Source organism: Prosthecobacter sp., from assembly GCF_044222565.1.
Taxonomy (GTDB): domain Bacteria; phylum Verrucomicrobiota; class Verrucomicrobiia; order Verrucomicrobiales; family Verrucomicrobiaceae; genus Prosthecobacter.
Genome location: NZ_JBGANA010000003.1, coordinates 471,175 through 491,710, shown reverse-complemented (window position 1 = coordinate 491,710; position 20,536 = coordinate 471,175). Strand labels below are relative to the sequence as shown.

11 protein-coding genes are annotated in these 20,536 nt (G+C 62.9%); all 11 read left to right on the top strand.

What is annotated here, in order from left to right:
- Positions 1-27 precede the first annotated feature (27 nt).
- The 11 genes from ACILSR_RS06385 (at position 28) to ACILSR_RS06335 (ending at position 20,356) form a co-directional block, all read left to right on the top strand.
- Complete coding sequence (locus tag ACILSR_RS06385) at positions 28-7,749, top strand: SDR family NAD(P)-dependent oxidoreductase (RefSeq protein ID WP_395748899.1); 7,722 nt, start codon at positions 28-30, stop codon at positions 7,747-7,749.
- Complete coding sequence (locus ACILSR_RS06380) at positions 7,716-9,074, top strand: condensation domain-containing protein (RefSeq protein WP_395748898.1); 1,359 nt, start codon at positions 7,716-7,718, stop codon at positions 9,072-9,074. Before ACILSR_RS06385 ends, ACILSR_RS06380 begins: the two co-directional genes overlap by 34 nt.
- Positions 9,074-10,039, top strand: coding sequence for a fatty acid desaturase family protein (locus ACILSR_RS06375; protein ID WP_395748897.1), 966 nt, complete (start codon positions 9,074-9,076; stop codon positions 10,037-10,039). Before ACILSR_RS06380 ends, ACILSR_RS06375 begins: the two co-directional genes overlap by 1 nt.
- Positions 10,040-10,057: 18 nt before the next feature.
- Positions 10,058-10,774: an ABC transporter ATP-binding protein gene (locus ACILSR_RS06370; protein ID WP_395748896.1), complete on the top strand. Its 717-nt coding sequence runs from the start codon at positions 10,058-10,060 to the stop codon at positions 10,772-10,774.
- 12 nt (positions 10,775-10,786) lie between these two features.
- The gene (locus tag ACILSR_RS06365; RefSeq protein WP_395748895.1) at positions 10,787-11,902 is read left to right on the top strand and encodes an ABC transporter permease; all 1,116 of its coding nucleotides are present in this window, start codon (positions 10,787-10,789) and stop codon (positions 11,900-11,902) included.
- Between the two features lie 25 nt (positions 11,903-11,927).
- Positions 11,928-12,695 carry an outer membrane lipoprotein-sorting protein gene (locus tag ACILSR_RS06360; RefSeq protein WP_395748894.1) on the top strand — a complete coding sequence of 256 codons (768 nt, stop codon included), beginning with the start codon at positions 11,928-11,930 and terminating at the stop codon, positions 12,693-12,695.
- A gap of 59 nt (positions 12,696-12,754) precedes the next feature.
- Positions 12,755-13,060 (top strand): hypothetical protein, encoded by a 306-nt coding sequence (locus tag ACILSR_RS06355; RefSeq protein ID WP_395748893.1) that lies wholly within the window; start codon positions 12,755-12,757, stop codon positions 13,058-13,060.
- A gap of 143 nt (positions 13,061-13,203) precedes the next feature.
- Positions 13,204-13,929, top strand: a complete 726-nt coding sequence (locus tag ACILSR_RS06350) for a hypothetical protein (RefSeq protein ID WP_395748892.1) — start codon at positions 13,204-13,206, stop codon at positions 13,927-13,929.
- A gap of 283 nt (positions 13,930-14,212) precedes the next feature.
- Entirely contained in the window at positions 14,213-14,926 is a 714-nt protein-coding gene (locus ACILSR_RS06345) for a choice-of-anchor R domain-containing protein (protein ID WP_395748891.1), read from the top strand.
- 258 nt (positions 14,927-15,184) lie between these two features.
- The gene (locus ACILSR_RS06340) at positions 15,185-17,896 is read left to right on the top strand and encodes an FAD-binding protein (RefSeq protein WP_395748890.1); all 2,712 of its coding nucleotides are present in this window, start codon (positions 15,185-15,187) and stop codon (positions 17,894-17,896) included.
- A 210-nt stretch (positions 17,897-18,106) separates the two neighbouring features.
- Complete coding sequence (locus tag ACILSR_RS06335) at positions 18,107-20,356, top strand: protein kinase domain-containing protein (protein WP_395748889.1); 2,250 nt, start codon at positions 18,107-18,109, stop codon at positions 20,354-20,356.
- The last annotated feature ends 180 nt before the right edge of the window (positions 20,357-20,536 follow it).

The following is a 20,536-nucleotide window of genomic DNA, read 5'->3' as shown; positions in this document are numbered from 1 at the left end:
CGCTGAGCACAGCTCAATACACACATTATGGATACATCCCCTAACGAAGGAATCGCAATCATCGGCATGGGCTGCCGTTTTCCCGGCGGCGCGAATGATGCGGAGTCATTTTGGAAAATCCTCATCGATGGGCGCGATGCCGTTTCAGAGGTGCCCGCCGACCGCTGGAATGTTGAACGCTTCTACGACGCAGAGTCCGGCATCCTGGGAAAGTCCATCGCCAAGCGCGGCGGCTTTGTGGATGGCATTGATCAGTTTGACCCGCAGTTCTTCGGCATCTCACCACGTGAGGCGCCTTATGTGGATCCCCAGCAGCGCCTCCTCCTCGAAACCGCCTGGGAGGCCATGGAGGACGCCGGCATTGTTTTGAATCTGGAAAAGGGCACGGACATCGGCGTGTTCGTGGGCATCTCCCACAATGACTACCAGGGCCTGCAGCACACCTCCACGGACCGCACCGGCATCAGCCCGCACACACCCACCGGCACCGCGCACAGCATTGCGGCCAACCGCATCTCCTACTGCTTCAATCTCCATGGCCCCAGCCTCGCCATGGACACCGCCTGCTCATCAGCGCTCACCGCCGTCCACATCGCCTGTGAGCACATCCTCTCCGGCCGCTGCAAGACGGCCATGGCTGGCGGTGTCACCGTCATGATCAATCCGGACGGCTTCATCGGTTTCTCTCAGGCCGGCATGCTGTCTCCGGATGGAAAATGCCAGGCCTTTGACGCCGGTGCCAACGGCTTCGTCCGCGGCGAAGGCGCCGGCATGGTCGTCCTCAAGCGCCTCTCCGACGCAATCGCTGATGGCGATCCCATCCAGGGCGTCATCATCGGCACCGCCATCAATCAAGACGGCCACACCAACGGCATCTCCCTCCCCAGCGGCGAGGCCCAGGCCCGCCTCGTCTGCGACGCATGCGACAATGCGCAGATCGATCCCTGGGACATCGGCTATGTCGAAGCTCACGGCACCGGCACCGCGGTGGGAGATCCCATCGAGGCCATCGCGCTTGCGGATGCTCTCTGCGGAGATCGCAAAGAGGACAATGCTCTCGTCATCGGCTCCTGCAAAACGAACCTCGGCCACCTGGAGACAGCCGCTGGCATTGCCGGTCTTATCAAAGCCGCTCTCGTGCTCAAGCATGGCCAGGTCCCCCCCAGCCTTCATTACAAGACGCCCAGCCCGCACATCGACTTCGACGCTCTGAAGCTCCGCGTGCCTACCGCCACCGAACCTCTTGCCGGAAAAACCGGTGAGCGCATGGTCGGTGTGAATTCCTTTGGCTTCGGCGGTGCCAATGCGCACGTCATTCTCAAAGAACCGCCGCCACCGCCGCAGCGTGCCATCCTGAACGCCGCCACGGATCGTTCCTGGCCGCTCGTGCTTTCCGCCCGCTCGGAGGCCTCCCTGCGCGCCAACGCCTGGCGCCTCAGCACCTGGCTGGATGATCATTCCAATCTCAATGGCAGCTCCCCGCTTCTCCCGGACCTCACCTACATGCTCGGTGCCCGGCGCAATCACCACTCCTACCGCCTCACGCTCAATGCGCGCACCATGGCGGAGGCCGTTCAGGAGCTGCATGCCTTCTCCTCCGGCCAGCCCGGACCGAAGATACGCACCGCCTTCACCCCGCGGCCGGAGCATCCGCCACGCGTCGTTTACGTCATGAGCGGTCAGGGACCGCAATGGTGGGGCATGGGCCGCGAATTGATGCAGCACGAGCCGGTCTTCCGTCAGATGATCGAGGCCTGCGACGCCGCCATGAAGCCCTGGGCGCGCTTCTCCCTGGTCGCCGAGCTTGCCCGTTCGGAAGCCGATTCCCAGATGCAGCGCACCGAAGTTTCTCAGGCCGCCATCTTCGCCATGCAGATGGGCCTTGCCGCACTCTGGCAGTCTTGGGGCGTGAAGCCCGCCGCCGTCATCGGCCACAGCGTGGGCGAAGTCGCAGCCGCCTGTGTGGCAGGCGTTCTCACGCTGAAGGAAGCCGCCAAAGTGATCGTCTTCCGCGGTCGTTTCATGGACGACTGCTCCGCGCAGGACGGCACCATGCTCGCCGTCGGCATGGCTCCGGATGAAGCCCGCGCTGTCATCGCCCGTCATGGCCGTGCTGTCAGCATCGCCGCCTTCAATGGCCCGCGTTCGCTCACGCTCTCCGGTCCACGCGGCGAACTCACCGCCATCGCTGAAGAACTGGAGGCCCGGGGCGTCTTCGCACGCTTCCTCCAGGTCAGCCACGCCTTCCATCATGCCTTCATGCAGCCCGCTGCAGATGCGCTGCAGGCCGTGCTGGGAGATCTCCAGCCGCAGGCCGCCACCATTCCCTTCTTTAGCACCGTCACCGGGACGCAGCTGGACGGCGAGTCCTGCACTGCGGACCATTGGTCCCGTGGCGTTCGCCAGCCGGTGGAGTTCGCCACCGCCGTCTCTGCCGTCGCCGGCTTCGGCGCGGACATCTGGCTGGAGCTTGGCGCTCATCCCGCACTCGTGCGCTCCATTCAGGAGAGCCTTGCCGATCAGCCAAGCAAGCAGCCCGTCCTCGCTTCCGTCCGCCGTGAGCGCGAGCACGACTCCGTGCTGGACACCGCCATGGACCTCCACCTCGCGGGCGTCACCCTCGAGTTCAAGGGCATGACCATTTCCCGTCGCATACTCACCCTGCCTACCTACGCCTGGGACAAGAGCCGTTGGTGGCATGAAGCGCCCGAGCTCCGGGACGGCCGCCTCGCCGCCGGCGGACGCGGACTGCTGGACGTGCGAACCGTTCGCGCCAATCCCACCTGGCTCACCCGCCTGGACAATCGCCACATGGCCTTCCTCAAGGACCATCGTGTCGAAAACATGGTCATCTTCCCGGCCGCAGGCTTCGTGGAGATGGTCATGGAGGCCGGCGTTCAGCTCTTCGAGGGCAAACCCTTCGCCGTGGAGGATTTTGAAATCCGCAAACCCCTCATCGTGCCGGATCCCCCCTCCGGCCTGCTGATGGAGCTGTCCTATGACCCCGCTGAGCGCAGCTTTGTCATTCAGAGCCGTTTTGAAAATGCAGCCTCATGGTCCGTCCACGTGGTCGGCTTCATGCGCGGCGAGCGCACAGAGTCCACCTTCGCTACCACAACATGTCACGCCGTGCCATCTTCTGGTCTGCCGGAGGTCGATGTTGCCACTTTCTACGAACACATGAGCGACATGGGCCTGCGTTATGGCGAAGAATTCCGCCCCATCCGCGAGCTGAACGCCGGAGAGGGCAGGTCCGCCGGACGCGTCACCCTGTCCGAGTCCATCGCCCACCGGTCGCCGGACTACCCGCTGCATCCCGTCCTCTTTGACGGCTCGCTGCAGGTCTTCTCCGCCGGCGCCGCCACGGTCGAAGGCCGCACCGCGGGCATGCGACTGCCCGTGCGCTTTGCCAGAATCCTCTTCCTCCGCTCTCCCGGAGCGTCCACCAACGTCCGCGCCGCGGTCAAAACGGCCAACGACGAACTCGTCGAAGGAGACATCGAGCTCTACGACGACTCCGGCAGGCCCTGCGTCCGCATCGATGCCTTCCGCGCCATCAGCGTCGAAGGCGCCCGCCGCGGCAGCAAGACCGGCAAAGGCCGCGACCTGGTGTACAATGTGGCATGGGAGCGCACCCTGGCGCAAACCCGCCCGGCACCGCTGGCACCGGCTCCTCTCGCCCGCCTGCATGCCGCCGCCCAGCGTGCCCTGGACTCCGCGCTGGACATGCGCGGCCGTGAGAGCCTGCAAAACGCCAGCGCCGCCGTGGATGAGCTCACCGCCGCCCATGTGGCCGCCGCCTTGAGCGCCATGGGTGTGGACGGCATCTTCACCGCCGACTCCCTCGGGGTGACCGAGTCCATGCGCCCCTCCTTTGAGCAGCTGCTCAATGATCTGGTGCAGCGGGATCTCCTGGTGAAAAAGCCGGATGGCTACCTGCCCACCCCCGCCTTCATCACCGCAGCGGACTCCGCCGAGCAGCTCTTCCGCTCCACCCTGGAAGCACACCCCGGACACCTGCCGGATGTGATGCTCAGCGAGATCGCCAGCGCTGAGCTCGGCCCCATTCTCCGCGGGGAAAAGGACGCCGTGCAGGTGCTCTTCACCGGCGCCAATTCGGACCTGCTGGATCAGTTCTACGGAGACGGCCTCTTCTCCAGCACCTGGCTGGCAGCCATCGCCAGTGCCGTCGAAGAAGCCGCGAAACACCTTCCTGAAGGTCGCGGACTGCGCATTCTGGAAATCGGTGCAGGCACCGGCGGACTCGCCGCACAGCTGCTGCCGCTGCTGGAGCGCCAGGTCCACAGCTATGTCTTCAGCGATGTCTCCGCTGGCTTCTTCCCCCATGCCAAGCAGAAGCTCGCCGCCTTCCCCGAGGTGGAGTACAAGATCTTCGATCTCGAAAAACCCGGCGCGGAGCAGGATCTCGAAGCCGGTTCGTTCGACCTCATCCTCGGCTCAAACGTGGTCCATGCCGTGAGCGATGTGCGCGGCACCTTGCGCAACATTCACGACCTTCTCGCCCCCGGAGGTTCCCTGATGTTTGTCGAAGTGGCCACGCCTCACCTGTGGCTCAATGCCGTCTTCGGCCTCACCAGCGGCTGGTGGCGCTTCACGGACCGCGATCTGCGTCAGCACCACCCGCTCCTCCTGCGTCCGCAGTGGGAGAGCGTGCTGCAGGAGGCCGGTTTCAGCGAGACCGCCTCTCTTCCCGGCCTGCTGCGCAAAGGCGGCGGCGAAAGCCTCATCGGCCTCATGGCACGCAAGCAGTGGGTCGCACCCGCGCTCTCCGAGCCGGTCGATCTCGAAACACCTGCGGAAAAATCCTGGCTGGTCTTCGCCGACCGCTCCGGTCTTGGCGACCAGCTTGCCGGTGAGTTGCAGAAGAAAGGCGCGCGCTGCCGCATCGCCTATCGCGGCACCTCCTTTGACACGGACTCCACCGACGTCTTCATGGTCCGCCCTGAGGCACCGGAGGACTTGAAGCGCCTTCTGGAGGAATGCAGCGAGCAGCCGCCCGAGCGTTTCGTTTATCTCTGGAGCCTGGACGATACCCAGCCCGGCACGGATGAAAACGCCGCCATGCTCGGCACGGACGGCCTCTTCCACCTCACCAAGGCCCTGGAGGACAACAACCCCGCCGCCAAGCGCCATGTGGACCTCGTCACACGTGCCGCCCAGGCCGTGGGATCGCAGGCTCAGTCCGTCACTGTGGCGCAATCGGCCGTCATCGGCCTCATGCGTGTGGTGGCCAATGAGCACCCCCAGTTCACCTGTCGCAGCATCGATCTTCCGCAAGGCGACTCCATGGCTGATCTTGGCATGATCTGGCAGGAATTGCTGCAAAAGGATCCCGAACGCGAAGTGGCCTTCCGTGGAGACGGCCGCTACGTCCGCCGCGTGAGCCGCGGCCTCTCCTCGCGTGAGCAGTTGCTCTCCCAGGACGTGCCCCTGCGCATCGAGTCCCGTGAGCGCGGTCTCCTGGACTCCCTGCGCCTCAGTCCCTTCAAGCTCCCAGCCTGCGGCGATGGCGAAGTGCTCATCGAGGTGAAGGCCGCCGGCATGAACTTCCGCGATGTGCTCAAAGCCCTCGCTCTTTATCCTGCCGAAACGGCGGACGCCCGCATCTTCGGCGACGAAGTGGCCGGCATCGTCCGTGCCGTCGGTCGCGACGTCACTCATGTGAAACCCGGCGACTCCGTGTTCGGTCTGGCCGTATTTGGCCTGGCCACGCACGCGCTGGCACGCGGTGGCGATGTGCGGGTCATGCCCGCCAGCCTCTCCTATGAGGCCGCCGCCACCCTGCCGGTGGTCTTCATGACCTCCTGGCACGCGCTGCACACCGTGGCGCATCTCAGCGCAGGAGAGCGCATCCTGGTGCATGCAGGCGCAGGCGGTGTCGGCATGGCCGCCATCCAGATCGCCCATCACCTCGGCGCGGAGGTTATCGCCTCTGCTGGCAGCCCTGCCAAACGCGCGCTGCTCAAGACTCTCGGCGTCCGTCACGTCATCGACTCACGGCGTGCCGACTTTGCCGAGGCCGTCATGGACATCACCGGTGGCAAAGGCGTGGACGTCGTGCTGAACTCCCTCGCCGCGGAAGCCATCCCCATGGGCCTTTCCTGCCTGGCGCAGTTCGGACGCTTCATCGAGATCGGCAAGCGCGACATCTACCAGAACTCGCGCATCCCGCTCTGGCCGCTGCGCAAGAACGCCTCCTTCCACGTCGTGGCCATGGATGCCATCTTCAGCGGTGATGAGGAAGGAACACGCAAGATCCTGAAAACCGTCGCAACGCTGGTGGATCAGGGCGCGCTGCATGCCCTGCCCTTCCGCTCTTTCCCCGCCTGCCGCATTGACGCCGCCTTCCGCCTCATGGCGCAGGGCAAGCACACCGGAAAGGTGATCGTCTCCTTCCCGGAACCCTTCGTGCCACGCCGTGGCGAGCCGCTGGTGCCTGGCTTCACCGTGAAGCCGGACGGCACTTACCTCATCACCGGTGCCTTTGGTGGCTTCGGCAAAGTCCTGGCCACCTGGCTGGCCGACTGCGGCGCGCGCCATCTGGTGCTCTCCAGCCGCAAAGGCGCGAGCACCCCAGATGCCGCCTCCTATGTGAAGGAACTGGAAGCCCGCGGCGTGAAGGTGCAGGTGGCCAAAGCAGATGTCGGCTCCGCCGCGGATGTAAAGCAGCTGTTCAAGGACATCAAAGACTCCGGTCTGACGCTTCACGGCGTCTTCCATCTGGCAATGGTGATTGATGACGCACCCATGGCATCGCTCAACCGCGAGCGCATGCTGAGCGTACTGCAGCCGAAGGCCTATGGCGCCTGGCTGCTGCACGAGGCCACAGCCGACCTGCCGCTGGACTGCTTCGTCATGTTCTCCTCCGTCTCCAGCATCTTTGGCAATCCCGCTCAGGCCAACTACGCCGCCGCGAATGCCTTCCAGGATGCGCTGGCACACCATCGCCAGGCGCTCGGACTGCCCGCACTGGTCATCAACTGGGGCGCGCTGGGTGGCGAAGGCTACGTGGCACGCAACGAGCGCGTGGCCGAATTCCTCGCCCGTCAAGGCACCACGGCGCTCTCTCCGCGCGAAGTTGTTGGCCTATTGGAAACTTTCCTCGCGGCTGGAGTCACCCAGGCCATGGCGCTGCGTGTGGACTGGGCAAAATGGCGGCAGTCCTTCCGCAGCAGCCAGGAAAGCCCGCTGCTTGAGCGCGTCTTTGCCGCAGGCGTGGAAGGCGCGGAAACCACCGGTGGCAAGAGCGACTGGCGGCGCAAGATCGAGTCCTCCGCTCCGGAAGAACGCACCGGCATCGTCGGCCAGGCCGTGCGCGATGTGGTCGGAGGTGTCTTGAGGGTGAAACCGGAGACCCTGCGCGATGACCAGCCGCTCACGGATCTCGGTCTGGATTCCCTAATGGCCGTGGAGATCGAAAACTCGATCGAAAGCGCCATCGGTGTCGCCCTGCCGCCTGCGAGCCTCATGCGGGCGCGCACCATCGGCCAGATCGTGACCTTGATCGCAGAACATGTCGGCGGCGGCGCAGCAGCACCGGCCGCACCCGCGCCGGTGCCGCAGGCAGAACCTGCCAAGGCCGATGAGGTGGACCTGGAGGCGCTGTCTGACGAAGAAATCGACCGCCTGCTGGATGAGGAATCCGCCCATGAAGATCTCACCGCGAACTGGAACTCCGACACTGAAACCACGCCATGTCCCAAGCCCAAGATACTCGAACGCGCCTGAAGCAATGGCTGGAGAGCGGGGAGGCCCGCCTTCAGCCGCTGACCCTGCCCCAGCGGGAACTCTGGGAGGCGGCGCCAGTCCCTCCTGGTGATCCTTCCAACCACATCTGCGCCTTCATTCACGTGCGCGGCCCCATCTCCCAATCAGGGTGTGAGGCCGCAGTGCAAAAGGTGGCGGACCGGCAGGAGGCTTTCCGCATCTCCTTTCTGCCCGGCAAGGAACAGCCGGTGCAGATGATCCGCCGCAGCAGCCGGCAGGTGCTGCACTTTCAGGAACTGACGGACAAACAGCAGCATCCGGAGGCATTGGAGGATCTGGCGCAGCCGGTTTTCCGCACGCCCTTTGACATGGTGGGCGGCCCGCTCGTCCGCTCCGTGGTCTTCCGCCGCTCGGCGGAGGATCATGTGCTGGTGGTGTCCATCCACCACGCCATCGCCGATGGCTGGACGCTGGGGGTCTTTGTGCAGGACCTCTTTGCCGCCTACCTGCTGGGCCTGAAGGGAGGCACCGCGCTGCCGCCTTTGCAGATGTCCTACACCGACTGGGGCGCGGCGGAACGTGCCTACTGGCAGCCGGCTCTGCTGGCAGAACGAGGCGCCTATTGGAAAAACGCGCTGGAGGGCACCACGCCTATGTGGCAGTCGCCAGCCGGGCTTACCGAAGCCTCACGGACACGTCAGCGCTGGGTTTCCTCCGTGCCTGCTCCGCTCGTGCGCACCGTGCGCGAGATTGCCAAGCGCAATGGCGCCACGCTCTTCAGCACCATGCTGGCGGCGTTTCAGGTGACGCTCTCCAAATGGACCGGCAAGGACGACATCCTGGTGGGCACCCCGGTGGCAAACCGTGGCAAACCGGCGGTTCGAGAATCCATGGGCTACTGCGCCGGCATCGTGCCGCTGCGGGGGCGCATTGATCCGGACCGCACCTTCTCCGAGCGCGTGCGCGCCGTGCACGAGACCACCGTGGATGCCTTTGCCAATGCCATGCCTTTTGCAGAGCTGGTGAAAGCGCTGGGCGTGCCGGTGAAGCCGGGCTGCAATCCGGTGTTTCAGGTGCGTTTTGCACTGCAAAACCACCCTGTGCCGGATATTTCCGTTAATGGCATGTCTTTGCAGCTGCGCATGCGCTCCACCGGCACCTGCCGCTTTGACCTGGCCTGCGAACTCACGGAGGAAGGAGAGGCTCTGGAAGTCGTGTGGCTCTACCGTCCTGACCTCTTCGCCACAGAGGACGTCCAAACCCTGCAACGCCTGTATCTCGGCCTGCTGATGAGCGTCTGCAGCACCCCCGAGATCCTGACCGCTGCCCTCATGACCACCCTGTGATGACCACTCTGCCAACGAGCGCCAGCGAAGTCGAACCGCATGAGCCGCACTGGCTGAGCCGTTCTGCGTTTCAGATCGTGGTCATCCTGTTCTTCCTCACCGAAGGCGTGATGGTCTGGCTGCTGCGCCGGGATGCCTCCCCCTGGCTGCTGGTGCCCTGCGTGCTGGTGGCCGCGCACCTCATGCACGGTGCGGCGGTGGGCTTTCATGAGGCAACTCATGGCCTGCTGCGCAAGAACCGGAAACTGAACGAATTTGACGGCGTCCTGCTGGGTGTTTTCAGCTTTCTGAGCTTCAGCCTGTACCGTGCCGCGCATCAGCTGCACCACATGCACCTGGCCTCCGAGAAGGACGAGGAGCTGTGGCCGTTTGTGCATCCGAATGTGCCGCGCTGGCAGCGCATTCTGGCGGCGGTGACGGAGCTGACTTTTGGGCTGGTGTTTCTGCCGTTTCTCTTCATGCGCATCTTTCTGCGCAAAGGTTCGCCGATCCGCAGCAAGAAGGTGCGTCTGCGCATCTGGAAGGAGATCGTGCTGATCGTGGTGGTGTGGACGGCCATCTTGAGCGCCACGGCGCATTGGGACGCATGGCGCTACCTTTTGTGGCTGTATGTGGCGCCGGCATGGCTGGCGGCAAACCTGCAGAGCTGGCGGAAATACATCGAGCACGTGGGCCTGCAGGGCAGCACGGTGAACGGCTCCACGCGCAGCATCGTGGCGCGTGGCTGGGCGGGAAAGCTGGTCTCCTTCACCCTTCTGCACGAGCCATACCACGGCCTGCACCATCTGCACGCCGGCATGCCCCATGCGTATCTGCCCCCGCTGGCGGCGGACCTGGAACCGAAGGCAGAGGGAGAGCGCCCGCCCTTCCCCAGCTACTCGCACGCGCTCGTGCATCTCTGCCGCAGCCTCGCGGACCCGCGTGTTGGTGCGCAATGGCGCAGCACGCAGCAGGTTCGTTCCTGAATTTTCCACTTTGTTCCCATGAATGCATCAACGCTCCCTTCCAAACCTGCCGCGGGCAGAGACTGCGTCTTTGCGGCGGCGGGGCTGAAGAAGGAATATGACGAAGGCCAGGTGCAGGCGCTGCGGGGAGTGGACTTCCAGATCATGCAGGGGGAGTTTGTGGCGATCATCGGGCCGAGCGGCTGCGGCAAGACCACGCTGCTGCAGATGCTGGGGGCGCTGGACCTGCCAAGCACTGGTAGTTTGTATTATCGGAATGAGTCGGTGCAGGATCTCAAGGATGCAGCAGGTTACAGGGCGCGACAGATTGCGTTTGTTTTCCAGTCTTTTCATCTGCTGCCCACCTTCACGGCGCTGGAGAATGTGCAGATGCCAATGCTGGAGACTAAGCTGGGCCGGGCGGACCGGGAGGACCGGGCGAGGCGGCTGCTGAAGTCCGTGGGGATGGAGCACCGGATGAACCACTTTCCAGCGAAGCTTTCAGGCGGGGAGAGGCAACGGGTGGCAATAGCGCGCAGCCTGGCGAACAATGCACCGGTTCTGCTGGCGGACGAGCCGACTGGGAACCTGGACAGCGAGAATGCGCAGCTGATCCTGGAGCTGCTGGTGCGACTTCACCGGGAGCAGAGCATGACGGTGGTGATGGTGACGCATGACCTGGAAATCGCGCAAAAAGCGTCCCGGATTATTGCGATGAAAGACGGGAGAATTGTGTCGGATTCGGCAAAACCTTAAGATCTATTAAACATGAGCTTTTTGACCATCATCATGCGTGGACTGTGGCGAAGGCCGGTTCGGACGGGGCTGACTTTGGTCGGCATTGCCATCGGGATCGCGGCGGTGGTGGCTCTGGTGGGGATTTCGCGGGGCTTTGAAAAGAGCTGGGGGGCGGGGGCGAAGGAGAGGGGCATCGATATTGTGGTGAGCACGCTGAGCAGCGGGCTGACGCCGAAGCCGTTTAACAGCGAGGTGAGGGACAGGATCGCGAAGATGCCGGAGGTGGGGAAGACGTGCTCGGTGTTTGTGGATCTGACGAGTGTGGAGAGTGCCTCGATGATGATGGTGTCCGCACGGGAGTGGGGCGGCTTTTCATGGAACAATCTGAAGCTGATTTCAGGGCGGATGCCGAAGGATGGGATGGAGCCGGTGGTGCTGCTGGGGCAGACGGCGGCGGAGTCGCTGAAGAAGAAGATCGGGGATCCTCTGCAGCTGGAAACGAAGGAGCTGACAGTGGTGGGGATCTTTGATGGAGGGGCGCTGGTGGAGAATGGTTCGGTGGTGCTGTCTCTGCCGCTGTTTCAGGAGATCACGGGCAATGAGGGGAAGCTGAACATTCTGGATGTGCGCGCGGCGGAGCGGATGGATGAGGCGGGGATGCGCAAGCTGTGTGAGAAGATCAACACGGTGGCGCCGGAGGCGAAGGCTGTGATCGCAAGCGAGCACATCAAGGACAGTGAGGCTTCGAAATTTATCCGTGCGATGAGCTGGGGGACTTCCCTGCTGGCGGTGGTGGTGGGAGTTCTGGGGGTGATGAACACGATGCTGATGACGACGTTTGAGCGGAAGCAGGAGATGTGCATTCTGCTGGCGATCGGATGGAAGCGGGGACGCATCCGGCGGATGATTCTGTGGGAGTCTGCGCTGCTGGGTTTTCTTGGAGGTATCGTGGGCGTCGTGATCGGGGTGGCAGGGGCGAAGCTGACGGAGAGGCTGCCGTCCGTGCATGGGCTGCTGGAGCCGGACCTTAGCATGCAGCTGGTGGTGACGTCCGTTGCGATCTCGATTGTGGTGGGAGTGGTGAGCGGGCTGTATCCGGCGTGGCGGAGCTCGCGGCTGACGCCAAGCCTGGCGCTGCAGGGCTGAGCCAATTTTTAACCAACAACCTTATATGAAAACGATTCACTTACTTTTGGCAGGTGCGCTCATGATGAGCGCGGCAAGGGCAGAGGACGGTGCGCCGGAACTGGCGGCGCGGATGAATGCCTTGCAGCAGGATGGGACTTCGCTGATCCGGCTGAAGATGGATCTGCCGCAGGGGACGCTGCAGGTGCAGATCAAGCAACGGCGCACGGCGGGAACCACGGAAGCGGTGTATCAGGTGCTGTGGCCAAAGGAGCGTGCGGGTGAGGCGGTGATGCTGAAGAAGAGCGGGAAGCAGGGGCCTACGGGTGCGATGCTGACGCCGCCGGACACGGTGCGGACACTGGATGCGGGACAGATGAAGGGGGGCGTTTTTGGGAGCGATCTGGCGTATGCGGATGTGGTGGAGAATTTCTTTGCGTGGGAGCACCAGGCGATCGTGGGCACGGAGAATGTGGGGCGGACGAGCTGCGAGATTCTGGAGTCGAAGCCGGGCAAGGGTGACCGCTCGATCTATTCTTCTGTGAAGACGTGGGTGGACACGAAGCGGCTGGTGCCGATGAAGGTGGAGAAGTACTCTGCGGGCGGGCAGCTGGCGAGACGGATCGACACGACAAGGGTGGTGACGCAGGACGGGCGCGCGATGCCGGCGAACCTGACGGTGCATGATGTGCTGAAGGGCACGGCGACGGAGCTGGATGGGTCCAACATCAAACGTGGCGTGGCGTTTGATGAGCGGGAGTTCACGACGGAAGGCCTCAAGATGACGGCGCCACAGCGTGGCAAGAGCGAATAGGCGCGGCGGGATGGCCGAGGCAGATCTTATCTTACCTCATCACAACTTAACTTTCTTTTATGGTACACTTCATTCAACTGGTGCTGCCATTGTATCAAAGCGAGCAGGAGCCCGCGCCGGCTGACACGCTGCATGCAATCGTGAAGGCGGAGCTGACGCGGCACTTTGGCCGATGTGATGCGCATACGAGAACGCCTGACCAGGGCCGCTGGACGGAGGGAGGCAAGGGCCTGCGCCAGGATCTGGTGATCTATGAGGTGATGTCCATGCTGATCGATGAACAGTGGTGGGAGTGGTACCAGCAGGTGCTGGAAGAGAGATTCCGGAGGGTGGAGGTGGTGATCCGGACGCTGCCGATGATTTGATTTTGAGCGTCGCTCTGCCAGCCCCGGACTTCAGCCCCCATCTTTTCCTCAACCCGAAAGCGGTTCTTTTTTCAGAAAAGATCCTCGATTTCATGCGGGAGACGGCTTGAAAAAAGGACTGGCTTCTGTTTGATGATCCGAAAGTGAGCCACTTCCCGACGCCTCCCGAGTTTCCCACGACAATGTGGAGCATCGTCCATGGTGCCACTGCGGTGGAGGATGTCGCAGCGCTGGAGGCGCTGGACCGGCTGGCGCGCGCCTACTGGAAGCCGCTGAACAGCTTTCTGCGACAGCGTGGGATGGAGGAATTTGCGGCGGCGGACTGTGTGCAGGGCTTTTTTGCGCACCTGATCTCCAAGGAGGTGCTGCTGGGCGTGGAGGAGAGGGAGACGCGGTTCCGCACGTTTCTGCTGAAGTGCTTCACGCGCTGGCTGAGCAATCAGCGGCGCGATGCGGGGGCGCTGCGGCGTGGCGGCGGGGCGGAGCATGTGCCGGTGGAGGCGCTGGCGGCCCATGAGGAGCCGGCGGCAGCGTGCCCGGCGGCGGACGTGGCCTATGACCACCAGTGGGCGCGGGCGCTGTATGATCACGCGGTGCGGCGGCTGGATGCGGAGATCCAGGCGCGGGAGGAGCGGCGGGAGTTTTATGAGGAGCTGCGGCAGCGGGTGCTGGGCCGCGCTGATGCGAGGTCGGACTGGGAGGAAATGGCGCGCCGCTTTGGCATGAACGCACCCACGGTGCGGAAGGCGGCGCATGATCTGCGCCAGCGCTTCGCGACACTGCTGCGGCATGAGGTGCGCAAGGTGGTGGCCACGGATGAGGAGGTGGACGATGAACTGCGGCACCTGATCGGGCTGCTGGGAAAGTGACCGCACGAGACGTTGACGAGAGGTCTGGACCTTCCGTCAGGTTCCGCAGCTGCGGCCCTGAATGAAAATGGCAGAAGCTGCGGAGGGTTGGGGGACCAAGATGGTCCCCCTCCTGGCAGAGCTGTGCCAAGCGCATGGGTTTTGACGGATGGCCGGGTGCGGATGGGGGGAGGGAGAAACTTTTTTCAAACGTGCAGGTAACGTTTCGCGCCGGGCCGTGAGAATGACTTTGGGGAGACGCCTGCATCCACTTCCCGGAACAAACAAAAACAAGTTTATCCCCATGAAACACTCACTGCCGTCACTTCTTCGCGTTCTTGCCGCAGCACTCTGTGTCACCGGCACGGCCTCTGCAGCCACGTTGTTCAGCAACATGGCCCAGACCCAGGATGAAGGATACGCGCTCTACAGCGGAGGATCGATGATCAATGCCTCCGATTTCAGGACTGGAGCCAGTGCGATGACCATCACAAGCGTGACGCTCCCCCTTTGGAACGGGGACGACATCAATCACACCCTGACGCCCAGCATTTACACGGACAGCGGTGGTCTGCCCGGAACGCTGGTGGGGACGCTGTCATCCGTCACCATCCCGAGCAGCGACCCGTTTACGCCGAGCTATGCCAACTACACGGCGACGAGCACGGGGATCACTCTGGCCGCCAACACCAACTACTGGATGACGGCCAAAAACAGCGAGGGTTTTGATCTGCCCTTTTATCTCGTCTGGGGCACGACCGCCAGCAACGCCACCGACGGGGGCAGCGTCTTCAGCACCGTGAGTGCAACTCCGTTAAAGTTGAGCACCAACAACGGCTCGTCCTGGTCCACCGTCAGCAGCACGAACAACGCCATGTTCTCCCTGACCGGCAGTCTGGCCGCAGCGCCGGAGCCATCGCGCGCGCTGCTGGCAGGACTTGGCCTTGGCGGCCTGATGCTGCGGCGCCGGCGCAGTGTGCCCGGGATGCCTGATCTCCCAACCTGCCGAGGCTCCTGACGCGAGTGCGTGCGTGGCAGCTGCGGCGAGCTGTGATCTGGAAAAACACATGACCAAGCCGATGCGTGGCTGCTGACCGCACCGGGAGCGTGCCGTCATGGTGATGGTGTGTCCGAGCATGAAGAGCCGAGGCTGTCAGCGACACGCCCTCAGACAGCTTAGAAAATTTATACCTCATCGCTTTTGAACGAGGAGGGCACCAGCCACCGGACGCAAGCTGACCGTTTCGCAGTTTTCCAACATCGCACCCACAACATTATGTCATCACCAACATCTAAAGAGCCGCCGGTCGTAACCGATCATCTGGACCTGCATCCTTTTCTGGCGGAGGTCCAAACACCGGGGGACAAAAAAGAACTCAAAAACTGCCTCGCCAATGCGGAGGCCCCGGTTCGAGCCCTGGGCTCAAACTACTCGCTTTCAAGAGCCGGAGTGGCGTGGAAGGGAACGGCAGTGCAAACGGATCGTCTGGACAAGCACCTGAGCCAGCCGTGGCCGGCGGCGTATGGCAAGCTTACGACCGGGAGGCTGCGTCCGGGGCAGCCTGACCTGCTCAAAGCCCTGCTGGATCACTCAGGGCTGAAGGCGCGGTGGGACAAGGAAAATTCGGGAGGCTGTTATGTGCACGTGGAGGCGGGGATCAAGATCAAACAGCTTCTCGAGGATTTGAAAGCCTGCGGACTGGCGCTGCGAACGATGGGCGCCGGAGGCGGGCAATCTCTGGCAGGCGCACTTTCCACCAGCACCCACGGCGGAGACTTTGCGGCGAGCGAGTCCACCGTGGGTGACGCAGTGCGTGCCGTGCAACTGATCGATGAAAATGGCGAGGAGCTGTGGATCGCGGGATCGGGAACGCCGTTCAGTTCCCAGTGGCAGCGTGATTTTAATCCCATCGAAGAGCCTGGTTCTGGCAAAGCGAAAAGCGGCTACGTGCATCAGCAAGGCAGAGCCAAACCGCCAGCCCAGCCCGTCTGGCTGAGCATGCTTTCGGGAATGAAGGACCATAGCGGTGACGACGTGCTGCTGAGAGCGGTGCAGACGGCGGTGGGCAGGCTGGGGGTGATCTACGCGGTGGTGCTGGAAGTGGTGCCTGAGTACACGCTGATCGAGGTCAACCACCGGCATTCCTGGAAAGACATCCGAGAGAAGCTGAAGGACGAGAGCATCACCGTGAAAACCACCTCGTGGGGAGCCAGGGATGTGACAAAGGCCGGCATCTTCCATGCCCCCTTAAACTTCCAAAAACTAGACGAATTGCGACATCAAGTGGAATGCACCACCGAGGGTGCGTGGCACGACCGGGGCCTGAACGTGATCTCCAACCGGGATGACGATGGCACGCTGCCACTGAGGCATCTGAACATCGTCCTGAATCTGGCCCACCCGGATGAATGCTGGGTCAACCGGCGCTGGCGCTATGATCACCCCCTTCCCTCCTCCTTTGGAGTGGGTGAGAAGGCGGAAGAAAAGAGCGCGAAGCTCATGACGCTGCTCAAGGCCGACAAAGAAAAAGGCGGCCACCGGGACCGACCGATCGAACTGCTCAAGGATGCACGCAAGCTGGCGGAAGCGCTGCTTGAAGGAACGAATTTCAGAAGTTTTGAATACGGAATGAGTTTTGAACAAGAAGGACGCACTCGCGCAACGGAAGCGGTGGAAGAAATACTGAATGAACTCTGGATCAAAGACCGACCAGAGGGCAAGCAGATCGAGAGGCTGCATACGAACGCCCCCTGGACAAGCCCAGTAAAAACCAAGGTAGCCGAAAAGCTGGCTCCGCTCACGCCGCTCATTGAACTGATCGTCTCAATGCTCAACAAGGAGCTCACGAGTCTGGAGGCGAACGGGACCGGCGAGCCGCGTTATCCCGAGAATACAATGGATCGCCTGGCAGGATTTGTCTTTATCGTGCTACATCGCCTATTGAGAAACAGCCAGAATGTAAACGCGGGCAGTTTGGGACAATTGAAGGACGCTCTGGTTAAATTTCAGACGCAGGCAAAAAAGGACATTGATGAGATCGCTTTCGCCGAGACACGTCTGGAACCAGATCTCGGAACGATCATTGCCCGAAACAATATTGCCAACAAATCAACGACAGAAGCTGAGAGCCAACGTAAAAAGGCGGTCTGTATAGCATGGGGGCTGCACGAGAGCGACGACGACAAGATCAAAGAAGCGACCGAAGCCCTCACCACATCGCTGCGTGACGTCAAACTCAAGGAGATGATGAACCGATACCGGTCTCTGAAGAGGCTCGAGGCGATGATTGAGGAGTTCAAGAACGCGCCAACTGCGGAGACTCTGGTGGGCATGATCAGCTCGCTCGGATTTGCGGGCGAGTTTGGCAGGCCTTTCAGAATCGGGAAGGCCACGGACCTGTTTGACACGCATGACTACACGACGGACGGGCTGACGAAGGGAAGCTCGGCGGAGTTTTTCTTCAATGGAGCGAACCCTGGGAACTACCTGGAATTTATCGACAAGGTGCGCGCCCTCGCAGGCTGGGGTGGCAAAGCAGCGGAGCAGAAGAATAAGGACAAGGATGAAGGGAAGGAGAAGATACCGCTTCCTGTGATCGGGTATGTGGGCATTCGTTTCATGCGCAAGTCGAAGGGGCTCCTGGCGATGCAACGGTTTGACCTGACGGTATCGGTCGAAGTCACAGTGCTCCGTTCTTCTCTGGAGGACATGTATCAGGGCTTCCGGCAGGAGATGAACAAGGCTGCGTACGAGCACGGTGGCATCCCGCATTGGGGGCAGGAGTTTGAGCAAGGTCCGGAGACCTACTGCGAAGCCAACCTACGAGGGCTGTATGAAGGCGATTTCGACCTGTGGCTTCACCAGCGTGACAAGATCGCCCCAGGGAAGAAGTTCGTCACCTCTTTTAGCACTGATTGCGGTCTTGATGCTGATGCGGGAGTGTCTCCATTAAAAAACTACGCCCAGAAACCTGCCCCAGCCCAATAGCCTGCGCCAGCATGCCGCGGAACCATTCGACCTATTTAGGCGCGCTGGAGGATTCTCGCCTCTCCGGCGTTGCCGAGGTGGGTGACTGGCTGCTCAACAAATTCCACATGAGAGGATAACATTTCACGCGAAACCGTGAGAATGAGAGTGTACGGGCTTTGCTGTCCCGCCGACCGCACCTTGCTTTGAGCCGCCTTTGATGTGTGAGCCATGACCGCCGTCCGTCCATCCACCGAACCCGCCACGTGCCCCGAGTGCTCCGCGCTGCTGGAGACGGACGGTGTGTGCCTGACGTGTGTGTTCAGTGATGCGCTGCATGCGTCTGATGATGACACGCAGGAGGCGGAGGGGCTGAAGGAGCGGGCCTTTTCCACGCTGGGGAGGCTGGTGCTGCCGTGCGAGTTTGCGGGGCACCGGCTGCTCAGGGAGCTGGGAGGAGGGGGCATGGGGCTGGTGTTTGAGGCGGAGGATCTGAGGCTGAAGCGGAAGGTGGCGCTGAAGATGATCCGCGCCGCGGCGTTTGCGCGGCCGGAGGAGATGGCGCGCTTCCGCACGGAGGCGGAGATGGCGGCGGGGCTGGACCACGCGGGGATCGTGCCGATCTATGAGATCGGGTCGGCGGAGGAGGATGTGCCGTTTTTTACGATGAAGCTGATCGCGGGAGAGTCGCTGGCGCAGCGGCTGGCGCGGCAGGGAAAGGCGAAGCCTGCACGGCGCGCGGCGGAGCTGGTGGCGAAGGTGGCACGGGCGGTGCAGCATGCGCACACGCGCGGGGTGCTGCACCGGGACCTGAAGCCGGCGAACATCCTGATGGATGAAAACGGGGAGCCGCATCTGACTGATTTTGGCCTGGCGAAGCTGCTGGATGATGACCTGCACCTGACGCGCACGACGGCGCACCTGGGGACACCGCACTACATGAGCCCGGAGCAGGCGGCGGGCCGGACGCGGGAAGTAACGACAGCGAGCGATGTGTGGGCGCTGGGTGTGCTGCTTTTTCAACTGCTGACGCTGCGGCTGCCGTACCGTGGGGAGTCGTCCCAGGCGGTGATGCAGGCGATCCAGGAGGCGGGACCGGTGCCGATGACGGGGGTGGAGCCGGACCTGGCGACGCTGATCATGCGCTGCATGGAAAAGGAGCCGGCGAAGCGGCTGGCGAGCGCGGGCTTTCTGGCGGAGGAGCTGGAGCGGTGGATGCGCGGGGAGGTGATCGTGTCCCGCCCTGCGGGTGTGGGGGAGCAGGTGTGGAAATGGATGCTGAGGCACCGAACAGCGACGCTGGCGCTGTTCGGTGTGCTGCTGGCGGTGTGTGCGGGTGGAGGCGCGGCGCTGTGGCAGTGGCGGCAGGCGGTGAAGGCGCGAGATGTGGCACAGCGGGAGCTGGCGGATGCGGGAGCCGTGACCGATCTGCTGACGAACCTGCTGCTGGTCTTTGATGAAAAGCGCGGCGGGCCGGTGAGCACGAAGCAGGAGCTGCTGACGGAGTTTTTGAAAAAGGTGGAGAACTTTGAGGGAGATCCGCAGCGGCAGATCAATCTGATCATCAAGACGGGGACGCTGCTGGACCAGGCGGACAACTCGCGGTGCTACCGCCGGGCGGCGGAGATCGCCGAGCGGACCTTCGCGCCGGATGATCCGCAGATCTGGTACCTGCGCTGGCGAGCGGCGAGCACGGCGCCGGGAGGCTCCGGGCAGGCTGACTGGGTGAACCCGGAGCTGAGGAGGGTGTATGAGTGGCACAGGGACCACCTGGGGCCGGAGCACCCGAGCACGCAGATGGTGATGCACTCGCTGGCCAAGCGCATCATCGCCCGTGGGGGACATGTGGAGGCGCTGGGGATGCTGGAGCAGATCCGTGACTCCATACGGCGACACCCGGATGAGGCGCCACCGGTCTCGGTGGTGATGCTGGGAATCGACTATATGTCCGCGCTGATACGCAATGGGCGGGTGGAAGAGGGACTGGAGGCAGGGAGGGAGAGCTGTCGTGTCGCTCTGGCAAAGCTGGAGACCGCGAGCTCGCATGAGGCGGCGCGTGCGTGCCATGTGCTGGCGCAGTGCGCGCGCAAGGCCGGAAAGGCGCAGGAGGCGATCGGGCACGCGCGCAAGGCGCTGGAGGTGTTCTGGAGGTATGAGGGACCCGCGACGGAGGATGCGATGCTGACGCTGACAATGCTGCTGAACATGCTGCAGGCGCAGGGGGATGGCGCTGGCGCGCTGGCGCTGCAGCACGAGGCGCTGCTGGCGTTTGACATGGCGCTGGGACCGGCACGCAAGGAGACGCAGCAGCAGGTGGCGCGCTACGCGGACCTCCTTGTCAAAGCAGACCGCAGGAGTGATGCGAATGCGCTGTATGAGCAGTGGCTGAACCGCCTGCGCAACAGTGAGGGGAGGCTGGTGCCGGAGGCGGCGGAGCTGGAGAGGGCGCATGCGGAGCATCTGCAGAAAACGGGGAGGTGAGGAGAGTCTTGGATGGAGGGGGATGCTTCTGCTGCTTCAGTTTTTCCAGGCTGAAGGGACGGCGAGCCATTTTGGGTGCCTGAGATGGGATAGACCCGGATTCTCGGCCCCGGCGCAGTGGTTCCCTACCAGCGCTGGGGCGCTTGTGGGGGATGATGAGGGGCTAAGATGAAAGGGGCA